This window comes from Mycobacterium sp. pUA109, from assembly GCF_041287095.1.
GTDB lineage: Bacteria > Actinomycetota > Actinomycetes > Mycobacteriales > Mycobacteriaceae > Mycobacterium.
This window is the reverse complement of sequence record NZ_JBGGKS010000021.1, coordinates 1-20,377: the sequence shown is the minus strand read 5'-3', so window position 1 is coordinate 20,377 and position 20,377 is coordinate 1. Positions and strand designations below refer to the sequence as shown.

Below are 20,377 nucleotides of genomic sequence, written 5' to 3'. Positions count from 1 at the left end.
GGTGTCGGTGACCCAGATTCTGCCGGCCGGGCTGTCCGCGAGTGCGGTCGTGGCGGCGTCGAGCGCCAACCTCGGACCCGGCTTCGACAGCCTTGGCCTGGCCCTAGGCCTCTACGACGAGATCATCGTCGAAACAGCCGATTCCGGGCTGGTGGTGCAGGTCGACGGCGAGGGTGCCGGCCAGGTGTCGCTGGGCCCGGATCATCTTGTGGTCCAAGGTATCCGGCGCGGGCTGCAGGCGGCCGGCGTCGCCGCCCCGGGGTTGGTGGTGCGGTGTCGCAACGTCGTGCCCCATTCGCGCGGGCTGGGCTCGTCGGCGGCGGCCGTGGTCGGCGGGCTGGCGGCCGTCAATGGCCTTGTTGCACAGGTGGATACGACGCCGCTGACCGAGGCGGAGCTGGTCCAGCTGGCCTCGGAGTTCGAAGGCCATCCGGATAACGCCGCCGCCGCGGTGTTGGGCGGCGCGGTGGTCTCGTGGACCGACAGCAGCCGCACCCCACCGGCCTACGGGGCGGTGCCGTTGCGGCTGCACCCCGATATCCATCTGTTCCCGGCGATTCCCGAGCAACGCTCGTCGACGGCCGAAACCCGGGTGCTGCTGCCCGCACAGGTCAGCCACCACGACGCCCGGTTCAATGTGAGCCGCGCCGCGCTGCTGGTGGTGGCGCTCACCCAGCGGCCGGATCTGTTGCTGGCCGCCACCGAGGACCTGCTGCACCAGCCGCAGCGCGCCGCCGCGCTCCCGGCGTCCACGGAATACCTGCAGCTGCTGCGGCGTTATGGCATCGCAGCGGTGCTTTCTGGTGCAGGACCTGCGGTGATTGCGCTCAGTACCGCTGCGGCGTTGCCGGATGAGGTCGTCGAGTACGGCGCGGCAAAGGGCTTTGCCGTCCGGGAGATGACCGTCGGCGACGGAGTTCGCTGGAGTTCGGGAGTGGTGGTGCCGAGCTGAGGCTCGGCACGCGGCGCGGGGTATGCCTTGCTTCCCGCTCGGAAGCAGGTTATTCTCGGAGCCGTCCAGCAATCGCAGGATCTGCGTCTGCACTAATACTGCGATATCACTGGGACACACCACCAAATTCTTCTCGTGGAGACGGTTCGCCATTCAACGCCGCCGATGCGGGTCAGCACCGCAACACAGGAGATGGTGGAACGCACTCGGCGATTTGGCTGAATGCAACTAACCCCTCGCCGCGACACAACCAGCGAGGGAAGAAAGGAAATCCGTGACTGATACGGACCTCATCACGGCTGGCAGCAGCACCCAAGGCAGCCTGCTGTCGGATTCCGTGACCACAAACACTTCCGCGTCCGCCACCACCGGCGGTGACACCCCGGTCGGGGCCGCGAAATCCGACAACGCCGCCGCACCGCAGGCGGCGCTGTCGGCGATGGTGCTGCCGGAACTGCGCGCGCTGGCCAGCCGCATTGGTGTCAAAGGCACCTCGGGCATGCGCAAGAGCGAGCTGATCGCGGCGATCAAGGATCGCCAAAACCCGGGCGGCAGCGCCAACCCCGGCCACAGCAACGGGGGCGCCACGGAAGCGCCCGCCGGCAGCTCCGCCCCGGAACCGTCGGCGGACACCGCCGACACCAAGTCGACTCCGCCGGCCGAGGCGCCGTCGGGCACCGCCCCGCGCCGAGCGCGTCGGGGCGCGAGCCGCGACGCCGGATCGCCCGCCGCCGAGCCGACGGCCGCCGACAAGGGCGACAAGGCGGATAAGGCCGACAAGAGCGACAAGGCCGAGCAGTCCGACGCCGGCAAGTCCGGCCCGCGCAACGACCAGGACACCGCGACCGAGGGCCGCAAATCCGAGGACACCAAGACCGACAAGTCCGAGGAGCGCAGCCACAACAAGGGCGGCGACCAAGGCGGTGACCAGCAGGGCTCCGGCGGCCAGCAGGGCCAGCGGGACCAGCAGAACCGGGGCGGGGACGACGACGGCGACGGCCGTCAGGGCCGGCGGGGGCGTCGGTTCCGCGATCGGCGCCGCCGCGGCGAACGCTCCGGCGAGGGCGGTGACACCGAACTGCGCGAGGACGACGTCGTGCAGCCGGTGGCCGGCATCCTCGACGTGTTGGACAACTACGCGTTCGTGCGCACCTCCGGTTATCTCGCCGGTCCCAACGACGTCTACGTCTCGATGAACATGGTCCGCAAGAACGGCCTGCGCCGCGGTGACGCGGTGACCGGTGCGGTGCGGGTGCCGCGGGAAGGGGAACAACCCAACCAGCGGCAGAAGTTCAACCCGCTGGTGCGCCTGGACAGCGTCAACGGTGGTCCGGTCGAAGACGCCAAGAAGCGTCCCGAATTCGGCAAGCTGACCCCGCTGTACCCGAATCAGCGGCTGCGGCTGGAGACCGGGGGCGACAAGCTCACGACCCGCGTCATCGACCTGATCATGCCGATCGGCAAGGGCCAGCGCGCGTTGATCGTGTCGCCGCCCAAGGCCGGTAAGACCACGATCTTGCAGGACATCGCCAACGCGATCACCCGCAACAACCCCGAATGCCACCTGATGGTGGTGTTGGTCGACGAGCGGCCCGAAGAAGTCACCGACATGCAGCGCTCGGTCAAGGGCGAGGTCATCGCCTCGACGTTCGACCGGCCGCCGTCGGATCACACCTCGGTGGCCGAGCTGGCCATCGAACGGGCCAAGCGTCTGGTCGAACAGGGCAAGGACGTTGTGGTGCTGCTGGACTCGATCACCCGGTTGGGGCGCGCGTACAACAACGCCTCGCCGGCCTCGGGTCGCATCCTGTCCGGTGGTGTGGACTCCACCGCGCTGTACCCGCCGAAGCGGTTCCTGGGTGCGGCCCGCAATATCGAAGACGGCGGCTCGCTGACCATCATCGCCACCGCGATGGTGGAGACCGGGTCCACCGGTGACACGGTGATCTTCGAGGAGTTCAAGGGCACCGGCAACGCCGAGCTCAAGCTGGACCGCAAGATCGCCGAGCGCCGGGTGTTCCCCGCGGTCGACGTCAACCCGTCCGGCACCCGTAAAGACGAGTTGCTGCTGTCCCCGGACGAGTTCGCCATCGTGCACAAGCTGCGTCGGGTGCTTTCCGGGCTGGATTCGCATCAGGCGATCGACCTGCTGATGAGCCAGCTGCGCAAGACGAAGAACAACTACGAGTTCTTAGTGCAGGTGTCCAAGACGACACCGGGTGGCGCAGAAATCGATTAGCACACCCGGCGACGGCCCCCGGCACCCAGTGCGTCGGGGGCCGTCGTGTGTGTTGGGCCACAATGGTGCCCGTGGCAGACACGGTGCAACAACTCCTTCGCGAACGGGTCGGCGACGACGCCCCGGCGGTCCGGTACGGCGAGCGCATCTGGACCTGGCGTGAACACCTGGCCGACGCCGCGGCCACCGCGGCCGCGCTGATCAAGGCCGCCGACCCGGACCGGCCGCTGCACGTCGGGGTGCTGCTGGGCAACACCCCCGAGATGCTCACCGCGATGGCGGCCGCCGCCCTGGGCGGCTACGTGCTGTGCGGGATCAACGACACCCGCCGCGGGGCCGCGCTGGCCGGCGATATCCGCAAGTCGGACAGCCAGATCCTGCTCACCGATGCCGCGCACGCCGACCTGCTCGACGGCCTGGACCTGCCCGGGGTGCGGATCATCGATGTCGACGGTGCCGAGTGGTCGACGATGCTGGCCGACGCCGGCGACCTGGTCCCGCACCGCGAGGTCGCCCCCACGGACACCTTCATGATGATCTTCACGTCCGGGACCAGCGGGGATCCCAAAGCCGTGCAGCTGCCGCACCTGATCGTGCCGTTCGCCGGTGCGTCGCTGATTCAACGTTTCGAGCTGAGCGCGTCCGACATCTGCTACCTGTCGATGCCGCTGTTTCACTCCAACGGGGTGCTGGCCGGCTGGAGCGTGGCGGTGGGCTGCGGTGCGTCGATGGTGCCCGCGGCGTTCTCGGCGTCGCGGTTGTTGGGTGACCTGCGCCGCTACCAGGCGACCTATATGAACTATGTCGGCAAACCGCTGGCTTACGTGCTGGCCACCCCCGAACAACCCGACGATCACGCCAACCCGCTGCGGGTCGCGTTCGGCAACGAAGCCACTGACCGTGACATCGCCGAGTTTTCCCGCCGCTTCGGGTGCACGGTCTGGGACGGTTTCGGCTCCACCGAAGGCGCCATCATCGTCACCCGCGAGGACGGTTGCCCGGCGGGCGCCTTGGGTAAACCGTTTCCCGGCGTGGCCATCTACCACCCCCACACGGTGACCGAGTGCGTCGCCGCCGAATTCGCCGCGGACGGCACGCTGACCAACCCCGACGCGGCGATCGGTGAACTGGTCAACACCACCGGGGCCGGCATGTTCTCCGGCTACTACAACGACCGGGATGCCACCGACGCCCGGCTGCGGCACGGCATGTACTGGTCTGGCGACCTGGCCTACGCCGACGCCGAGGGCTGGATCTATTTCGCCGGACGCACCGGGGACTGGCTGCGGGTCGACGGCGAGAACATGACCACCGCCCCCATCGAACGGATCCTGCTGCGGCTGGAGCCGGTCAGCCAGGTCGCGGTGTACGCGGTGCCCGACGAGCGGGTGGGGGATCAGGTGATGGCGGCGATCGTGCTGCACGACGGCGCCGCGCTGACGCCGCAGGAGTTCGGCGACTTTTTGGCCGGCCAATCCGATCTGTCGCCCAAGGCGTGGCCGCGGCACGTCTGGCTCACCGAGGCGTTGCCGGCGACGGCGACCAACAAGGTGCTCAAGCGGGAACTGACCGCGCGCGGTGCGACACCCGACGGTGGGGTGCTGTGGACCCGCAACGGAAACTGCAGGACCTACACCCCCGTCGAGGGGCGCCGCACCGCCGCGTCAGCGGTCGACGAGGTCAGCCACCCACGCTGACCCGCGGCACCGGCGGGACGGCCGGGACCGGCGGGATCGCCGGCACCGGCGGAACGGGCGGTGCCTCCACCGGCCCGCCGGGCTGCGGGACGGCCGGCACCGGCGGGATCGGCGGCGCTTCCGGGATCGGCGGGGCCGCCGGAACCGGGGGAACGGGCGCGTCGACGTTGGGCACCGGGGGCGGTGGCGGCACTTCCGGGTCGGCGCTGGCCACCCCGGCGCCCAGCGCCAGCGCAACCGCGGCCACCGCGCTCCCGGTCATTAGGCGTTTGATCTGCATCTTCATCGTCACCGCCGCAACTTTCTGTCCGTGTCGGTGACGATCTGCCACCGGCGTTAATTGTTTAACGTCGGCCGGGGGCCCTATTCATCCGGGGGTGGGGCGGCACCGCGGGCACCGCGGCGGACCGCGGGAATGCGGGCGCTCAGCGCGACGTTTGGGAGGATGGCGGCTGACCTGGCATAATCGACCGGCGACCGCCCTGGCATTTCAGGCACCTTGAGGTTCCGGTTCACGCCTTACCGGCGACCCGGCGACCCGCAATCGAAGAGGACATCATGAAATCTGGCATTCACCCTGCCTACGGCGAGACCACCGTGGTCTGCGGCTGCGGCAACTCGTTCACCACCCGAAGCACCAAGCCGGGCGGCCACATCGTGGTCGAGGTCTGCTCGCAGTGCCACCCGTTCTACACCGGGAAGCAGAAGATCCTGGACAGCGGCGGCCGGGTGGCCCGCTTCGAGCGGCGCTACGGCAAGCGCAAGACCGGGGCCCAGCAGGAAGCTTCGGCCGACAAGTAGCAGCACCGACGCCCGGACTGTTGCGGCAACCCGCGCAGGCCGGGCGTCGCTTTGTGTTCGGAGGTTGAGATGACGCAGAGCGTCGCGGCGATCGACGCGTTGTTGGCCGAACACGCCGACCTGGAACGTCAGCTCGCCGACCCCGAGCTGCACAACAATCCCGTCGAGGCGCGCAAGGCCGGGCGGCGGTTCGCGCAGCTGGCGCCCATCGTCGCCACCCACCGCAAGCTGGAATCGGCGCGCGGCGATTTGGACACCGCCCGGGAGCTGGCCGCCGACGACGACTCGTTCGCCGCCGAGGTCACCGAGTTGGAGACCCGGGTGGCCCAACTGGACACCCAGCTCACCGACATGCTGGCGCCCCGCGACCCGCACGACGCCGACGACGTCGTGCTCGAGGTCAAATCGGGGGAGGGCGGCGAGGAATCGGCGTTGTTCGCCGCCGACCTGGCCCGGATGTACATCCGCTACGCCGAGCGTCGCGGCTGGACGGTGACCGTGCTCGATGAGACCACCTCGGATCTGGGCGGCTACAAGGACGCGACGCTGACCATCGCCAGCAAGGGCGACGCCGTCGACGGGGTCTGGTCCCGGCTGAAGTTCGAGGGCGGCGTGCACCGGGTGCAGCGGGTCCCGGTGACCGAATCCCAAGGCCGGGTGCACACCTCGGCGGCCGGGGTGCTGGTGTATCCCGAACCCGAGGAGGTCGGCGAGGTCCAGATCGACGAATCGGATCTGCGTATCGACGTCTACCGCTCCTCCGGCAAGGGCGGCCAGGGCGTCAACACCACCGACTCCGCGGTGCGGATCACCCACCTGCCGACCGGCATCGTGGTCACCTGCCAAAACGAACGTTCGCAGCTGCAGAACAAGACCCGGGCGCTGCAGGTGCTGGCGGCGCGGCTGCAAGCCATGGCCGAGGAGCAGGCGCTGGCCGATGCGTCGGCCGACCGGGCCAGCCAAATCCGGACCGTGGACCGCAGCGAACGCATCCGCACCTACAACTTCCCGGAGAACCGCATCACCGACCACCGGATCGGTTTCAAGGCGCACAACCTCGACCAGGTACTCGACGGCGACCTCGACGCGCTGTTCGACGCGCTGGCCGCCGCCGACAAACAGTCCCGGCTGCAGCAGGAGACGTAGCCATGACCCGGCTGCGGTGCGCCATCGACTCCGCCGCCGCGGTGTTCGCCGCGGCCGGGATCGATTCGGCGCGCACCGATGCCGAGGAGTTGGCCGCGTATCTGGCGGGCACCGAGCGCGGCCGCCTGGCGCTGCTCGACCCGCCCGGCGACGACTTTTTCGCCCGGTATCACGACGTGGTGGCCGCGCGTTCGCAACGGGTGCCGCTGCAGCACCTGACCGGGACGGCGTCGTTGGGCCCGGTGACCGTGCACGTCGGCCCGGGGGTGTTCATCCCGCGTCCGGAAACCGAGGCGCTGCTGGCGTGGGCGATGGCGCAGCCACTGGACCCGCAGCCGGTGATCGTCGACGTGTGCACCGGATCTGGCGCGTTGGCGATCGCGTTGGCGCGGCACTGGCCCGCGGCCCGGGTGTGCGCCGTCGACGACTCCGAGGCCGCACTGGATTACGCCCGGCGCAATTGTGCGGGCACCGGCGTGGAGGTGGTGCGCGCCGACGCGACGACGCCCGGCCTGCTGGCCGAGCTCGACGGCGGCGTCGATCTGGTGGTGGCCAACCCGCCCTATATTCCCGACGGTGCGGTTCTCGAACCCGAAGTGGCCCAGCACGATCCCGCGCACGCGCTGTTCGGGGGGCCGGACGGGATGACGGTGATTGCGGCGGTGGCCGCCGCCGCGGGCCGCTGGCTGCGTCCCGGCGGCCGGTTTGCCGTCGAACACGACGACACCACCTCGACGCTCACCGTCGACACCGTCGCGGCCACCGGCCTTTTCGACGACATCACGGCGCGACGGGACCTGACCGGGCGCCTTCGTTTCGTGACGGCGGTCAGGAAGGAGCGGCGGCCATGACCATCTATGACTGCACCGACACCGATCAGCGGGCCCAGGGCATCGCCGCGGCGGCCAGCGCGGCACGCAGCGGCCGGCTGGTGGTGATGCCCACCGACACCGTCTACGGCATCGGCGCGGACGCCTTCGACGGCGGCGCCGTCGCCGCACTGTTGGCCGCCAAACGCCGCGGCCGCGATATGCCGGTGGGGGTGCTGGTCGGCTCCTGGCACACCATCGAGGGGCTGGTGGTCGCGGTGCCCGACGCCGCCCACGAATTGATCCGCGCCTTCTGGCCGGGTGCGCTGAGCCTGGTGGTCCGCCAGGCGCCGTCGCTGCAGTGGGACCTCGGCGACGCGCGCGGCACCGTGATGCTGCGCATGCCGTTGCACCCGGTGGCCATCGAACTGCTGCGTGAGGTGGGCCCGATGGCGGTCTCCAGCGCGAACACGTCGGGCCAGCCGCCGGCGGTCGACGCCGCCGAGGCCCACCGCCAACTCGGCGACCTGGTCGACGTGTATCTGGACGCGGGACCCTCGGCGCAGCAAGCGGCCTCCACCATCGTCGATCTGACCGCCGCCACCCCGCGCATCCTGCGGGTGGGACCGGTCAGCGCCGAAGCCATCGGCACCGTGCTGGGCGTGGAGCCCACCGAGTTGACGGCGTGATCGGAGCTTAGGGTCGTGCAGTACGGTCGCGGGGTGCTCAGCGACGTGGACACCCTGGCCGGCGGTCTGCTCGCGCTGTCGGAGCGCGGTGCCGGCGTCCCGCTGCGCGAGCTCGCCCTCGTCGGGCTGACCGCGGCGATCATCACCTACTTCACCACCGGGCCGGTGCGGCTGTTGGCTACCCGGTTGGGCGCGGTGGCCTACCCGCGCGACCGCGACGTGCACGTGCAGCCCACGCCGCGGATGGGCGGGCTGGCCATGTACGTCGGTGTCCTGGCGGCGGTCTTTTTGGCGTCCCAGCTGCCGGCGCTCACCCGCGGCTTCGTGTATTCGTCGGGCATGCCCGCGGTGCTGGTGGCCGGCGGGGTGATCATGGGCATCGGCTTGATCGACGACCGGTGGGGCCTGGACGCGTTGACCAAGTTCGCCGGCCAGATCACCGCGGCCAGCGTGCTGGTCACCATGGGGGTGGCCTGGAGCGTGCTGTACATCCCGCTCGGCGGGGTGGGCACCATCGTGTTGGATCAGGTCTCCTCGATCCTGCTCACGCTGGCGTTGACCGTCTCGATCGTCAACGCGATGAACTTCGTCGACGGCCTCGACGGACTGGCCGCCGGCCTCGGGCTCATCACCGCATTGGCCATTTGCATGTTTTCCGTCGGCCTGCTGCGCGACCACGGCGGCGACGTGTTGTTCTACCCGCCGGCGGTGATCTCGGTGGTGCTCGCCGGGGCGTGTCTGGGGTTTTTGCCGCACAACTTCCACCGGGCCAAGATCTTCATGGGCGACTCCGGGTCGATGCTGATCGGCCTGATGCTGGCGGCCGCGTCGACGACCGCCGCCGGTCCGATCTCGCAGAGCGCCTACGGCGCCCGCGACGCGTTCGCGCTGCTGTCGCCGTTCCTGTTGGTGGTCGCGGTGATGTTCGTGCCGGCCCTGGACACGTTGTTGGCGATCGTGCGCCGCACCCGCGCCGGCCTCAGCCCGTTCAGCACCCCCGACAAGATGCACCTGCATCACCGCTTGCTGCAGATCGGCCACTCCCACCGGCGCGCGGTGCTGCTCATCTACCTGTGGGTGGGCATCATCGCCCTGGGCACCGCCAGTACCATCTTCTTCGATCCGCGCTACACCGGGGCGGTCATGCTGGGGGCGATTCTCGTGGCGATTGTGGTGACGGTGATCCCGTTATTGCGCCGCGGCGAAACACTCTACGACGACCAGTAGTAGGGGTGTCTACCATGTGGTACGGTGCTGGCAGAACCCGAAAAAACCTCGCGGGTTGCCGGCCCCGGCCCATCGGTGTACAAGCCGATCGGCGCCGACCAACGACCGACACAGGGAGCTGCCCCTTGAGTGATTCAAGCGCGCCCTGGCCCATCCGTTACGCTCGGCGGGTCGCGCAACAGATCACAACAGCGGCACTCGAGAACGCGGGGATTGAGGTGAGGCGGTGACGACACCAGCGCAGGACGCGCCGTTGGTGTTGCCCTCTGTGGTATTCCGGCCGGTTCGGCTGCTCCTCATCTGCGTTGCCCTGACCGCGGTCGCCACCGCCGCGGCCGCCCAGCTGGGCCACCTGGCGTTCGGGTTGTTCTTCGGTCTGGGGCTCGCGCTGGGTCTGCTCAACGCCGTGCTGGTGCGCCGTGCGGCGCTGGCCATCACCGCCCAGGACCATCCGCTGAAGAAGAAGATGGCACTCAATTCCGCGTCGCGGCTGCTGGTCATTACGGTGGTCGGGCTGGCGATCGCGTTCTACTTCCAGCCCACCGGGCTCGGTGTGCTGTTCGGATTGGCGCTGTTTCAGGCAGTACTCGTGCTGACCACCGCGATGCCAGTGGTAAAAAAGCTGCGCACACAAGCGACAGAGCCCGGCGTGGACGAAGGGACCGCAGATGACTGAGACGATCCTGGCCGAGGCCGCTATCGAGGTCGGCCACCATGAGACGGCCGTTTGGCCGGTGCTCGGCGAGGTCAACGTCGACACCATCGTGGCTTCCGGGATCGCCGCGGCGATCGTGATCGCCCTGGCGTTGTTCTTGCGCGCCAAGGTCACCTCCAGCGGGGTGCCCGGCGGGGTGCAGTTGTTCTTCGAGGCGATCACCATTCAGATGCGCAACCAGATCGAGGGTGCCATCGGGATGAAGATCGCGCCGTTCGTGTTGCCGCTGGCGGTCACGATCTTCGTGTTCATCCTGATCTCCAACTGGCTGTCGGTGCTGCCGCTGCAGTACAGCGACAAGGCCGGCAACGCCAAGGAGCTGTTCGCGCCACCGGCCGCCGACATCAACTATGTGTTGGCGTTGGCGTTGTTCGTGTTCCTCTGCTATCACCTGGCCGGGTTCTGGCGGCGCGGCATCATCGGGCACCCGGTCAAGCTGCTCAAGGGCCATGTCGCGATCCTGGCGCCGATCAACCTGGTCGAAGAGATCGCCAAACCGATCTCATTGTCCCTCCGGCTTTTCGGCAACATCTTCGCCGGCGGCATCCTGGTCGGCCTGATCGCGCTGTTCCCGCCCTACATCCTGTGGGCGCCAAACGCGATCTGGAAGGCGTTCGACTTGTTCGTCGGATTGATCCAGGCGTTCATCTTCGCGCTGCTGACGATCCTGTACTTCAGTCAAGCCATGGAGCTCGAAGATGAGCACCACTAGAGCACCCGAACCCCGCTGACGCGGACCACTACAGACCTGGTAGATGGCTACCAGTTATCAAGGAGGATAAGGAATGGACCCCACAATCGCTGCCGGCGCCCTCATCGGTGGTGGACTGATCATGGCCGGCGGCGCGATCGGCGCCGGTATCGGTGACGGTATCGCCGGTAACGCGCTGATCTCCGGAATCGCGCGGCAGCCCGAGGCCCAGGGCCGGCTGTTCACCCCGTTCTTCATCACCGTCGGTCTGGTTGAGGCGGCGTACTTCATCAACCTGGCCTTCATGGCGCTGTTCGTGTTCGCCACCCCGGTCAAGTAATCCGCAGAGATGGGTGACATGAGCGCTATTGTCCTGGCCGCCGGTCAGGGAGCCGAGGAAGGCGGCGGCAACAACTTCCTCATCCCCAACGGCACCTTCTTCGTCGTGCTGGTCATCTTTTTGATCGTGCTCGGCGTGATCGGCACCTTCGTGGTGCCGCCGATCATGAAGGTGCTGCGGGAGCGCGAGAACATGGTCACCAAGACCATCGCCGACAACAAGAAGTCGGCCGAGCAATTCGCTGCCGCCGAGGCCGACTACGAGAAGCAGATGGCGCAGGCGCGGGTGGAAGCATCCGCGGTGCGCGACGAAGCACGGGCGGAGGGCCGCAAGGTCCTCGAGGAGATGCGCGGTCGCGCGGACGCGGAGGTGGCCGCCACCCTGCAAAGCGCCGGCGAGCAACTCAAGCAGGAGGGGGACGCTATGGCCGGGGAGCTGCGCGCCCGGGTGGAGACACTCTCGGCGACCCTGGCCAGCCGGATTCTCGGCGTGGACCTCACCACCTCGGCAGCAACCCCGGCGACCACAGGGCGGTAGCGGATCATGTCGACGTTCATCGGACAACTGGTTGGTTTCGCGGTCATCGTCTGGCTGGTGTGGCGCTACGTCGTGCCGCCGGTCCGCCGCCTGATGACCGCCCAGCAGCAGTCGGTGCGGGACCAGTTGGCGGAGTCCGCCGCGGCCGCCGAAAAGCTGGCGCAAGCCGACCAGGCCCACGCCAAGGCGTTGGAAGACGCCAAGGCCGAGGCGAAGCGGGTCTCCGAGGAGGCCCAGGCGGATGCCAAACGCCTCACCGAACAACTGCGGGCCCAGGCCGACAGCGAGGTGGAGCGCATCAAAGTGCAGGGCGGCCAGCAGGTCGAACTGCTGCGCGCCCAACTGATCCGCCAGCTGCGCGCCGACCTGGGCAGCGAATCCGTGCGGCGTGCCGAGGAGCTGGTGCGCGATCACGTCACCGATTCGGCCAACCAGTCGGCCAGCGTCGACCGGTTCCTCGATGAGCTGGATGCCATGGCCCCGTCGGCGGCCGAAGTCCAATATCCGGTGGCGTCCAAGATGCGCTCGGTCAGCCGGCAAGCGTTGACGAATCTGGCGGCGCGGTTCGATGACGTGGTCGCCGGCCTCGACGACGCGGGACTTTCCACCCTGGGCGAGGACCTCGCCTCGGTGGCCGCACTGCTGGACCGCGAAACCGTCGTCACCCGGTATCTGACGCAACCCGCGGACGACCCCGCTCCCCGGGTTCAGCTGGTGCAGCGGTTGGTGAGCGGCAAGATCGCCGACTCGGCCCTGCAGCTGGTCAAAGCCGCTGTGGCGGAGCGCTGGTCGGCGAACGCGGATCTGGTCGACGCCGTCGAACTCCTGGCTCGGCAGGCGCTGCTGGTGCGCGCCGAACGCGCCGGACAGGTCGACGAGGTGGAAGACCAGCTGTTCCGGTTTTCCCGCGTGCTCGACGCCCAGCCGCGCCTGGACACGCTGCTCAGCGACAACGCCGCGCCCGCCGAAGGCCGGGTGGCGTTGTTGCGCAAGGTGCTGGAGAGCGCCGGCGGCACCGCCAACCCGATCGCGGTGGCGCTGCTGTCCCAGACCATCCAGCTGCTGCGCGGCGAACCGGCCGCGCAGGCGGTGCTGGGCCTGGCCGAGGTCGCGGTGGCCCGCCGCGGCGAGGTCATCGCCCACGTCGGTGCGGCCGCGGGCCTCTCCGACGCCCAGCGCACCCGGCTCACCGCGGTGTTGAGCCGGATCTACGGCCACCCGGTGACCGTGCAGATGCAGATCGATCCCGCACTGCTGGGCGGGCTCTCGATCGCGGTGGGCGACGAGGTGATCGACGGTACGTTGGCGGCGCGTCTGGCCACGGCCCAGGCCCAGTTGCCCGACTAACCCAGACTTATCGATAACTACCCATATCTAAGGCAGGAAGACGAAACGCCATGGCTGAGTTGACAATCTCCGCTGATGACATTCAGGGGGCAATCGAGGAGTACGTGAGCTCCTTTACCTCCGACACCGCCCGCGAAGAGGTCGGCACGGTCATCGACGCCGGTGACGGTATCGCCCACGTCGCGGGTATGCCCTCGGTGATGACCCAGGAGATCCTGGAGTTCCCCGGCGGCGTGCTCGGGGTGGCGCTCAACCTCGACGAGCACAGCGTCGGCGCGGTGATCCTGGGTAACTTCGAGAACATCGAAGAAGGCCAGCAGGTCAAGCGCACCGGCGAAGTGCTGTCGGTGCCGGTCGGCGACGCGTTCCTGGGCCGGGTGGTCAACCCGCTGGGTCAGCCGATCGACGCGCGCGGGGACATCGAGGCCGAGACCCGCCGCGCCCTGGAGATCCAGGCGCCGTCGGTGGTGCAGCGCCAAGGGGTGAGCGAGCCGCTGCAGACCGGCATCAAGGCCATCGACGCGATGACCCCGATCGGTCGCGGCCAGCGTCAGCTGATCATCGGCGACCGCAAGACCGGTAAGACCGCCGTCTGCGTGGACACCATCCTCAACCAGCGCAAGAACTGGGAGACCGGCGACCCCAAGCAGCAGGTGCGCTGCGTGTACGTGGCCATCGGCCAGAAGGGCACCACGATCGCCAGCGTGCGTCGCGCCTTGGAAGAGGGCGGCGCGATGGACTACACCACCATCGTGGCCGCCCCGGCGTCGGACTCCGCCGGCTTCAAATGGCTTGCCCCCTACACCGGCTCGGCGATCGCCCAGCACTGGATGTACGCCGGTAAGCACGTGCTGATCGTGTTCGACGACCTGACCAAGCAGGCCGAGGCCTACCGCGCGATCTCGCTGCTGCTGCGCCGCCCGCCGGGCCGCGAAGCCTACCCCGGTGACGTGTTCTACCTGCACTCGCGGCTGTTGGAGCGCTGCGCCAAGCTGTCCGACGAACTCGGCGGTGGCTCGCTGACCGGCCTGCCGATCATCGAGACCAAGGCCAACGACATCTCGGCCTACATCCCGACCAACGTCATCTCGATCACCGACGGCCAGTGCTTCTTGGAGACCGACCTGTTCAACCAGGGTGTGCGGCCGGCCATCAACGTCGGTGTGTCGGTGTCCCGCGTCGGTGGTGCCGCCCAGATCAAGGCCATGAAAGAGGTGGCCGGGTCGCTGCGTCTGGACCTGTCGCAATACCGCGAGCTCGAGGCGTTCGCGGCGTTCGCCTCCGACCTGGACGCCACCTCCAAGGCTCAGCTGGAGCGCGGCGCCCGCCTGGTCGAGTTGCTCAAACAGCCGCAGTACCAACCGATGGCGGTCGAGGAGCAGGTGGTGTCGATCTTCCTGGGTACCGGTGGGCACCTGGACTCGGTGCCGGTCGAGGACATCGGCCGCTTCGAAACCGAATTCCTGGACCACGTGCGGGCCTCCGAGGAAGACATCCTCTCCGAGATCCGCGAGTCGAAGAAGCTCTCCGATGAGGCCAGCGAAAAGCTGACCGAGGTGGTCAACCAGTTCAAGAAGGGCTTCGCCGCCACCGGTGGCGGCTCGGTGGTGCCCGACGCGCACGTCGAGGCCCTGGACGAAGAGCAACTGGGCAAGGAAGCGGTACAGGTCCGCAAGCCCGCGCCGAAGAAGAAGTAACGGACCCAGGAAGAACATGGCTGCCACACTTCGCGAACTGCGGGGACGTATCCGCTCTGCCGGGTCGATCAAAAAGATCACCAAGGCCCAGGAGCTGATCGCCACCTCGCGCATCGGTCGGGCGCAGGCCCGGCTGGAAGCGGCCCGGCCCTACTCCGTCGAGATCACCCGGCTGCTCACCACGTTGGCCGCCGAAGCCGCGCTGGACCATCCGCTGCTGGTCGAACGCGACGAGCCCAAGCGGGCCGGCGTGCTGGTGGTGTCGTCGGATCGTGGTCTGTGTGGCGCCTACAACGCCAACATCTTCCGCCGTGCCGAAGAGCTGTTCTCCCTGCTGCGGTCCGAAGGCAAGACCCCGGTGCTCTACGTGGTCGGCCGGAAAGCGTTGAGCTACTACACCTTCCGGAACTGGAAGATCACCGAGTCGTGGACCGGGTTCTCCGAACGGCCCAGCTACGAGGATGCCACCGGCATCGCCTCGACGCTGGTGAAGACGTTCTTGGCCGGGGCCGACGACCACGGCGACGACCCCGGCACCGACGGTGTGCTCGGCGTCGACGAACTGCACATCGTCGCGACGGAGTTCAAATCGATGCTGTCGCAGTCGGCCGAGGCGCGTCGGATCGCCCCGATGGTGGTGGAGTACGTCGGGGAGGAGACCGGACCGCGCACCCTGTACTCGTTCGAACCGGACGCGACGACGCTGTTCGAATCACTGCTGCCGCGGTATCTGACCACCCGCGTGTACGCCGCGTTGCTGGATGCCGCCGCCTCGGAGTTGGCGTCGCGTCAGCGGGCGATGAAGTCGGCCACCGACAACGCCGACGACTTGATCAAGGCCCTGACGCTGGAGGCCAACCGCGAGCGTCAGGCCCAGATCACCCAGGAAATCAGCGAAATCGTCGGTGGCGCAAACGCGCTGGCCGACGCCAGGTAAGCCCCTAAGGAAGCGAAGAAGATCATGACTGCTACCGCTGAAAAGTCCACCGCCACCCGCGGCACCGACACCGCCGGACGCGTGGTGCGGGTGACCGGCCCCGTGGTCGACGTCGAGTTCCCGCGGGGTGCCGTTCCCGAACTGTTCAACGCGCTGCACGCGGAGGTCACGTTCGAGTCGCTGGCGAAAACCCTGACGCTGGAGGTCGCCCAGCACCTGGGTGACAACCTGGTGCGCACCATCTCCATGCAGCCCACCGACGGGCTGGTGCGTGGCGTGGAGGTCACCGACACCGGCAAGGCGATCTCGGTCCCGGTCGGTGACGGGGTCAAGGGCCACGTCTTCAACGCGCTGGGTCACTGCCTGGACGAGCCGGGTTACGGAGAAGACTTCGAGCACTGGGCCATTCACCGCAAGCCGCCGGCGTTCGATGAGCTGGAGCCCCGCACCGAGATGCTGGAGACCGGGCTGAAGGTCGTCGACCTGCTCACCCCGTACGTGCGTGGTGGCAAGATCGCGCTGTTCGGTGGTGCCGGTGTGGGCAAGACCGTGTTGATTCAGGAGATGATCAACCGCATCGCCCGCAACTTCGGTGGTACGTCGGTGTTCGCCGGGGTGGGGGAGCGGACCCGTGAGGGCAACGACCTGTGGGTCGAGCTCGGTGAGGCCAACGTGCTCAAGGACACCGCGTTGGTGTTCGGGCAGATGGATGAGCCGCCGGGCACTCGTATGCGGGTGGCGCTGTCGGCGCTGACCATGGCCGAGTTCTTCCGCGACGAACAGGGCCAGGACGTGCTGCTGTTCATCGACAACATCTTCCGGTTCACCCAGGCCGGCTCCGAGGTCTCCACGCTGCTGGGCCGGATGCCCTCGGCGGTGGGCTACCAGCCCACCCTGGCCGACGAGATGGGTGAGCTGCAGGAGCGCATCACCTCGACCCGGGGTCGCTCCATCACCTCGATGCAGGCCGTGTACGTGCCCGCCGACGACTACACCGACCCGGCACCGGCGACGACCTTCGCGCACCTGGACGCCACCACCGAGCTCTCTCGTGCGGTGTTCTCCAAGGGCATCTTCCCGGCGGTGGACCCGCTGGCGTCCAGCTCGACCATCCTCGACCCGGGTGTGGTCGGCGACGAGCACTACCGGGTGGCCCAAGAGGTCATCCGAATCCTGCAGCGCTACAAGGACCTTCAGGACATCATCGCGATCCTCGGTATCGACGAGCTGTCCGAGGAGGACAAGCAGCTGGTGAACCGGGCGCGGCGTATCGAGCGGTTCCTGAGCCAGAACATGATGGCCGCCGAGCAGTTCACCGGCCAGCCCGGTTCGACGGTGCCGCTCAAGGAGACCATCGAGGCGTTCGACAAGCTGTGCAAGGGCGAGTTCGACCACCTGCCCGAGCAGGCCTTCTTCCTGATCGGCGGTCTGGACGACTTGGCCAAGAAGGCCGAGAGCCTCGGCGCCAAGCTGTGATGGCGGCCCGGCGGCGAAAGGTGGTATGAGGTGGCAGAACTGGATGTCGAGATCGTCGCCGTCGACCGGAAGGTGTGGTCGGGCAAGGCGAGCTTCATCTTCACCCGCACCACCGTCGGCGAGATCGGGATCATGCCCCGGCACATCCCGTTGGTCGCCGAACTCGTCGATGACGCCATGGTGAAGGTCGAGCGGGACGACGAGGACGATCTGCGGATCGCGGTGCACGGCGGCTTCCTGTCGGTGACCGAGGAGGGCGTGAGCATCCTCGCCGAGTCCGTCGACTTCGCCGACGAGATCGACGAGGCCACCGCCCGCCACGACGCCCAGTCCGGCGACCCGCGGGTCGCGGCCCGGGGACGAGCCCGGCTGCGCGCCTTGGGCGTGATCGACTAGCAGGTCTGGCCGATGCACGTGCCAATGATCCTCCTGGCCGTGCTCAGCGCCGTCCTGTTGCTTGCCGTCCTGGCGCTGAGCTACCGACTCTGGAATCTGCGGCAGGGCGGCACGGCGGCGATCATGCGCGACATCCCCGCGGTCGGGGGGCACGGCTGGCGCCACGGGGTAATCCGTTACCGCGGTGGTGAAGCGGCGTTTTATCGGCTGTCCAGCGTGCGGTTGTGGCCGGACCGTCGGCTGGCCCGGCGCGGCGTCGAAATCGTGTCGCGGCGCTCGCCGCGCGGCGACGAGTTCGACATCATGACCGGCGAGATCGTGGTCCTGGAACTCCGGGACAGCACCCAGGACCGCAGAGAGGGATTCGAGATCGCGCTGGATCAGGGCGCCCGCACCGCGTTCCTGTCCTGGCTGGAATCCCGACCCTCACCGCGCGCCCGTCGCCGCAGCACCTGATCGGCTCGGGCTTTGCCGCGGATTTCACGGGCTCGGGTTTTGGCCGCGAGATCGACGGGCTCGGGTTTTTCACGGCGAGATCGACGTTATCGCGGGAAAGTGCGAGTGGAGCACACGTTAACGTCGATTTCGGCGCTCAGCCCGAGCGCTTAGGCCCCGCCGCCGGGTTGCCACAGCACATCGCCGTGCGGGTTGGCTAGCCGCGCCAGGATGAACAGCAAGTCGGACAAGCGGTTTAGGTACTTGGCCGGCAACGTGGTGGTGTCATCGGGATGGGCGCTGATCGCCGCCCAGGCCGACCGCTCCGCGCGACGGACCACGGTGCGGGCGGTGTGCAGCAGCGCCGAAAGCGGCGAACCGCCCGGCAAGATAAACGAATTCAGCTTCGGCAGGCTTTCGTTGTACTCATCGCACCAGCGCTCCACCCGATCGATATAGGCCTGGGTGATGCGCAGCGGGGGATACTCCGGGTTCTCGGCCACCGGGGTGGCCAGATCGGCGCCCACGTCGAACAGGTCGTTTTGGACCTGGCGCAACACGGCCGTCAGCGCCTCGTCGGGCTTGCCCAACGCGACCGCGACGCCGAGCGCGGCGTTGGCCTCATCGCAGTCGGCGTACGCCGTCAGGCGCGTGTCATTCTTGGAGACACGGGAGAAATCGCTCAACCCGGTGGTCCCGTCGTCGCCGGTCCGGGTGTAGACGCGCGTGATGTGCACAGCCATGGTCAAACCGTACCGGTCCGACTGACACTGGTCATCACTCTCACTAGACTGACTCGCGTGAGCGAGCGATTCGTGGTGACTGGCGGCAACCGGTTGTCCGGCGAGGTCGCCGTCGGGGGCGCCAAGAACAGCGTGCTCAAGCTGATGGCCGCGGCGCTGCTGGCCGAGGGCACCAGCACCATCACGAATTGCCCGGACATCCTCGACGTCCCGTTGATGGCCGAGGTGTTGCGCGGCCTGGGCGCCACCGTGGAACTCGACGGGGTCACCGTCCGCATCACGTCCCCCGACGAGCTCAAGTACGACGCCGACTTCGCTGCGGTCCGGCAGTTCCGGGCCTCGGTCTGCGTGCTGGGCCCGCTGGTGGGCCGGTGCAAGCGGGCCAAGGTCGCGCTTCCCGGCGGTGACGCCATCGGGTCGCGCCCGCTGGATATGCATCAGGCCGGGCTGCGGCAACTGGGCGCCCAGTGCAATATCGAGCACGGCTGCGTGGTCGCGCACGCAGACACGTTGCGGGGCGCGGAGATTCAGCTGGAGTTCCCGTCCGTGGGAGCGACCGAGAACATCCTGATGGCCGCGGTGCTGGCCGAGGGTGTGACCACGATTCACAATGCGGCCCGCGAACCCGACGTGGTCGACCTGTGCACGATGTTGAACCAGATGGGTGCCCAGATCGAGGGCGCCGGGTCGCCGACGTTGACGATCACCGGGGTGCCGCGGCTGTACCCGACCGAACATCAGGTGATCGGGGACCGCATTGTCGCGGCCACCTGGGCCATCGCGGCGGTGATGACCCGCGGCGACATCACGGTGACCGGGATCGATCCCGCGCACCTGCAGCTGGTGTTGCACAAGCTGCACGACGCCGGCGCCACCGTCACCCAGACCGATGACAGCTTCCGCGTCGCGCAATACGAGCGGCCCAAAGCCGTCAACGTCGCGACGTTGCCGTTTCCCGGGTTCCCCACCGACCTGCAACCGATGGCGATCGGGCTGGCCTCGATCGCCGACGGCACCTCGATGATCACCGAGAACGTGTTCGAGGCCCGGTTTCGGTTTGTCGAGGAGATGGTCCGGCTCGGCGCCGACGCGCGCACCGACGGACACCACGCGGTGGTGCGGGGGATCCCGCAGTTGTCCAGCGCGCCGGTGTGGTCCTCGGACATCCGCGCGGGGGCTGGCCTGGTGTTGGCGGGCCTGGTCGCCGACGGAGACACCGAGGTCCACGACGTCTATCACATCGATCGCGGGTACCCGTTATTCGTGGAGAACCTGGCGAGTTTGGGTGCGGAGATCGAACGGGTAGAGTAGTCCGCAGTGCCAACCCCGCGGCCGTCGAAACCGCTGCGATCTCCGTACGGAGCCGACGTCCGGGGTTGACGTCGCCCAAGCCCTGGAGTACAGTGGCAGGGTTGCCTGAAAACCGGGTGTGTTGTTTGAGAACTCAATAGTGTGTTTGGTGGTTTTTGTTTGTTGTTGTTTTTTGCCATGCCTTTGACTGCC

General features: G+C 68.1%; 21 protein-coding genes. 19 read left to right on the top strand and 2 right to left on the bottom strand.

The features are described 5' to 3' along the window. The first annotated feature begins 7 nt into the window (after window positions 1–7). The 3 genes from thrB (at window position 8) to fadD1 (ending at window position 4,888) form a co-directional block, all read left to right on the top strand. A complete protein-coding gene (gene thrB / locus ACAG26_RS21455) occupies window positions 8–952 on the top strand; it encodes a homoserine kinase (RefSeq protein WP_370485091.1) in 945 nt (314 codons plus the stop codon). A 274-nt stretch (window positions 953–1,226) separates the two neighbouring features. Then, the gene (gene rho / locus ACAG26_RS21450) at window positions 1,227–3,191 is read left to right on the top strand and encodes a transcription termination factor Rho (RefSeq protein WP_370485090.1); all 1,965 of its coding nucleotides are present in this window, start codon (window positions 1,227–1,229) and stop codon (window positions 3,189–3,191) included. Between the two features lie 71 nt (window positions 3,192–3,262). After that, window positions 3,263–4,888 carry a fatty-acid--CoA ligase FadD1 gene (fadD1, locus tag ACAG26_RS21445; RefSeq protein WP_370485089.1) on the top strand — a complete coding sequence of 542 codons (1,626 nt, stop codon included), beginning with the start codon at window positions 3,263–3,265 and terminating at the stop codon, window positions 4,886–4,888. Here fadD1 and ACAG26_RS21440 read toward each other — a convergent pair. Beyond that, the gene (locus ACAG26_RS21440; protein WP_370485088.1) at window positions 4,872–5,180 is read right to left on the bottom strand and encodes a hypothetical protein; all 309 of its coding nucleotides are present in this window, start codon (window positions 5,178–5,180) and stop codon (window positions 4,872–4,874) included. The genes fadD1 and ACAG26_RS21440 overlap by 17 nt on opposite strands. A 266-nt stretch (window positions 5,181–5,446) precedes the next feature. Here ACAG26_RS21440 and rpmE point away from each other — a divergent pair, with 266 nt between their 5' ends. The 15 genes from rpmE to ACAG26_RS21365 all read left to right on the top strand — a co-directional run bounded on the left by rpmE (window position 5,447) and on the right by ACAG26_RS21365 (window position 18,152). Then, on the top strand, window positions 5,447–5,689 hold the full coding sequence (gene rpmE, locus ACAG26_RS21435; protein WP_071028960.1) for a 50S ribosomal protein L31: 243 nt from the start codon (window positions 5,447–5,449) through the stop codon (window positions 5,687–5,689). 69 nt (window positions 5,690–5,758) lie between these two features. Further along, entirely contained in the window at window positions 5,759–6,835 is a 1,077-nt protein-coding gene (gene prfA, locus ACAG26_RS21430) for a peptide chain release factor 1 (protein WP_370485087.1), read from the top strand. Window positions 6,836–6,837: 2 nt separating this feature from the next. Continuing rightward, entirely contained in the window at window positions 6,838–7,686 is an 849-nt protein-coding gene (gene prmC / locus ACAG26_RS21425; protein WP_370485086.1) for a peptide chain release factor N(5)-glutamine methyltransferase, read from the top strand. Continuing rightward, on the top strand, window positions 7,683–8,333 hold the full coding sequence (locus ACAG26_RS21420; RefSeq protein ID WP_370485085.1) for an L-threonylcarbamoyladenylate synthase: 651 nt from the start codon (window positions 7,683–7,685) through the stop codon (window positions 8,331–8,333). Before prmC ends, ACAG26_RS21420 begins: the two co-directional genes overlap by 4 nt. Before the next feature lie 15 nt (window positions 8,334–8,348). After that, window positions 8,349–9,560: a glycosyltransferase family 4 protein gene (locus ACAG26_RS21415; RefSeq protein WP_370485084.1), complete on the top strand. Its 1,212-nt coding sequence runs from the start codon at window positions 8,349–8,351 to the stop codon at window positions 9,558–9,560. Between the two features lie 226 nt (window positions 9,561–9,786). Then, the gene (locus ACAG26_RS21410) at window positions 9,787–10,236 is read left to right on the top strand and encodes an ATP synthase subunit I (RefSeq protein ID WP_370485083.1); all 450 of its coding nucleotides are present in this window, start codon (window positions 9,787–9,789) and stop codon (window positions 10,234–10,236) included. Further along, entirely contained in the window at window positions 10,229–10,987 is a 759-nt protein-coding gene (atpB, locus tag ACAG26_RS21405; RefSeq protein WP_370485082.1) for a F0F1 ATP synthase subunit A, read from the top strand. Before ACAG26_RS21410 ends, atpB begins: the two co-directional genes overlap by 8 nt. Window positions 10,988–11,060: 73 nt before the next feature. After that, window positions 11,061–11,306: a F0F1 ATP synthase subunit C gene (locus tag ACAG26_RS21400; RefSeq protein WP_370485081.1), complete on the top strand. Its 246-nt coding sequence runs from the start codon at window positions 11,061–11,063 to the stop codon at window positions 11,304–11,306. Window positions 11,307–11,315: 9 nt separating this feature from the next. After that, window positions 11,316–11,843 carry a F0F1 ATP synthase subunit B gene (locus ACAG26_RS21395; RefSeq protein WP_370485080.1) on the top strand — a complete coding sequence of 176 codons (528 nt, stop codon included), beginning with the start codon at window positions 11,316–11,318 and terminating at the stop codon, window positions 11,841–11,843. A 6-nt stretch (window positions 11,844–11,849) separates the two neighbouring features. Beyond that, window positions 11,850–13,190: a F0F1 ATP synthase subunit B/delta gene (locus ACAG26_RS21390; RefSeq protein WP_370485079.1), complete on the top strand. Its 1,341-nt coding sequence runs from the start codon at window positions 11,850–11,852 to the stop codon at window positions 13,188–13,190. A 50-nt stretch (window positions 13,191–13,240) separates the two neighbouring features. Continuing rightward, complete coding sequence (gene atpA, locus ACAG26_RS21385; protein WP_370485078.1) at window positions 13,241–14,887, top strand: F0F1 ATP synthase subunit alpha; 1,647 nt, start codon at window positions 13,241–13,243, stop codon at window positions 14,885–14,887. 16 nt (window positions 14,888–14,903) lie between these two features. Further along, window positions 14,904–15,824, top strand: a complete 921-nt coding sequence (locus ACAG26_RS21380) for a F0F1 ATP synthase subunit gamma (protein WP_370485077.1) — start codon at window positions 14,904–14,906, stop codon at window positions 15,822–15,824. A 24-nt stretch (window positions 15,825–15,848) separates the two neighbouring features. Continuing rightward, on the top strand, window positions 15,849–17,300 hold the full coding sequence (gene atpD / locus ACAG26_RS21375; RefSeq protein WP_370485076.1) for a F0F1 ATP synthase subunit beta: 1,452 nt from the start codon (window positions 15,849–15,851) through the stop codon (window positions 17,298–17,300). A 30-nt stretch (window positions 17,301–17,330) separates the two neighbouring features. After that, window positions 17,331–17,696, top strand: coding sequence for a F0F1 ATP synthase subunit epsilon (locus ACAG26_RS21370; protein ID WP_370485075.1), 366 nt, complete (start codon window positions 17,331–17,333; stop codon window positions 17,694–17,696). Between the two features lie 12 nt (window positions 17,697–17,708). Beyond that, a complete protein-coding gene (locus ACAG26_RS21365; protein ID WP_370485074.1) occupies window positions 17,709–18,152 on the top strand; it encodes a DUF2550 domain-containing protein in 444 nt (147 codons plus the stop codon). Window positions 18,153–18,301: 149 nt separating this feature from the next. Here the strand turns inward: ACAG26_RS21365 and ACAG26_RS21360 are convergent, their stop codons facing one another. Next, on the bottom strand, window positions 18,302–18,874 hold the full coding sequence (locus tag ACAG26_RS21360; RefSeq protein ID WP_370485073.1) for a cob(I)yrinic acid a,c-diamide adenosyltransferase: 573 nt from the start codon (window positions 18,872–18,874) through the stop codon (window positions 18,302–18,304). 57 nt (window positions 18,875–18,931) lie between these two features. Between ACAG26_RS21360 and murA the strand changes: the two genes are divergently transcribed. Continuing rightward, window positions 18,932–20,185 carry a UDP-N-acetylglucosamine 1-carboxyvinyltransferase gene (gene murA / locus ACAG26_RS21355; protein ID WP_370485072.1) on the top strand — a complete coding sequence of 418 codons (1,254 nt, stop codon included), beginning with the start codon at window positions 18,932–18,934 and terminating at the stop codon, window positions 20,183–20,185. The last annotated feature ends 192 nt before the right edge of the window (window positions 20,186–20,377 follow it).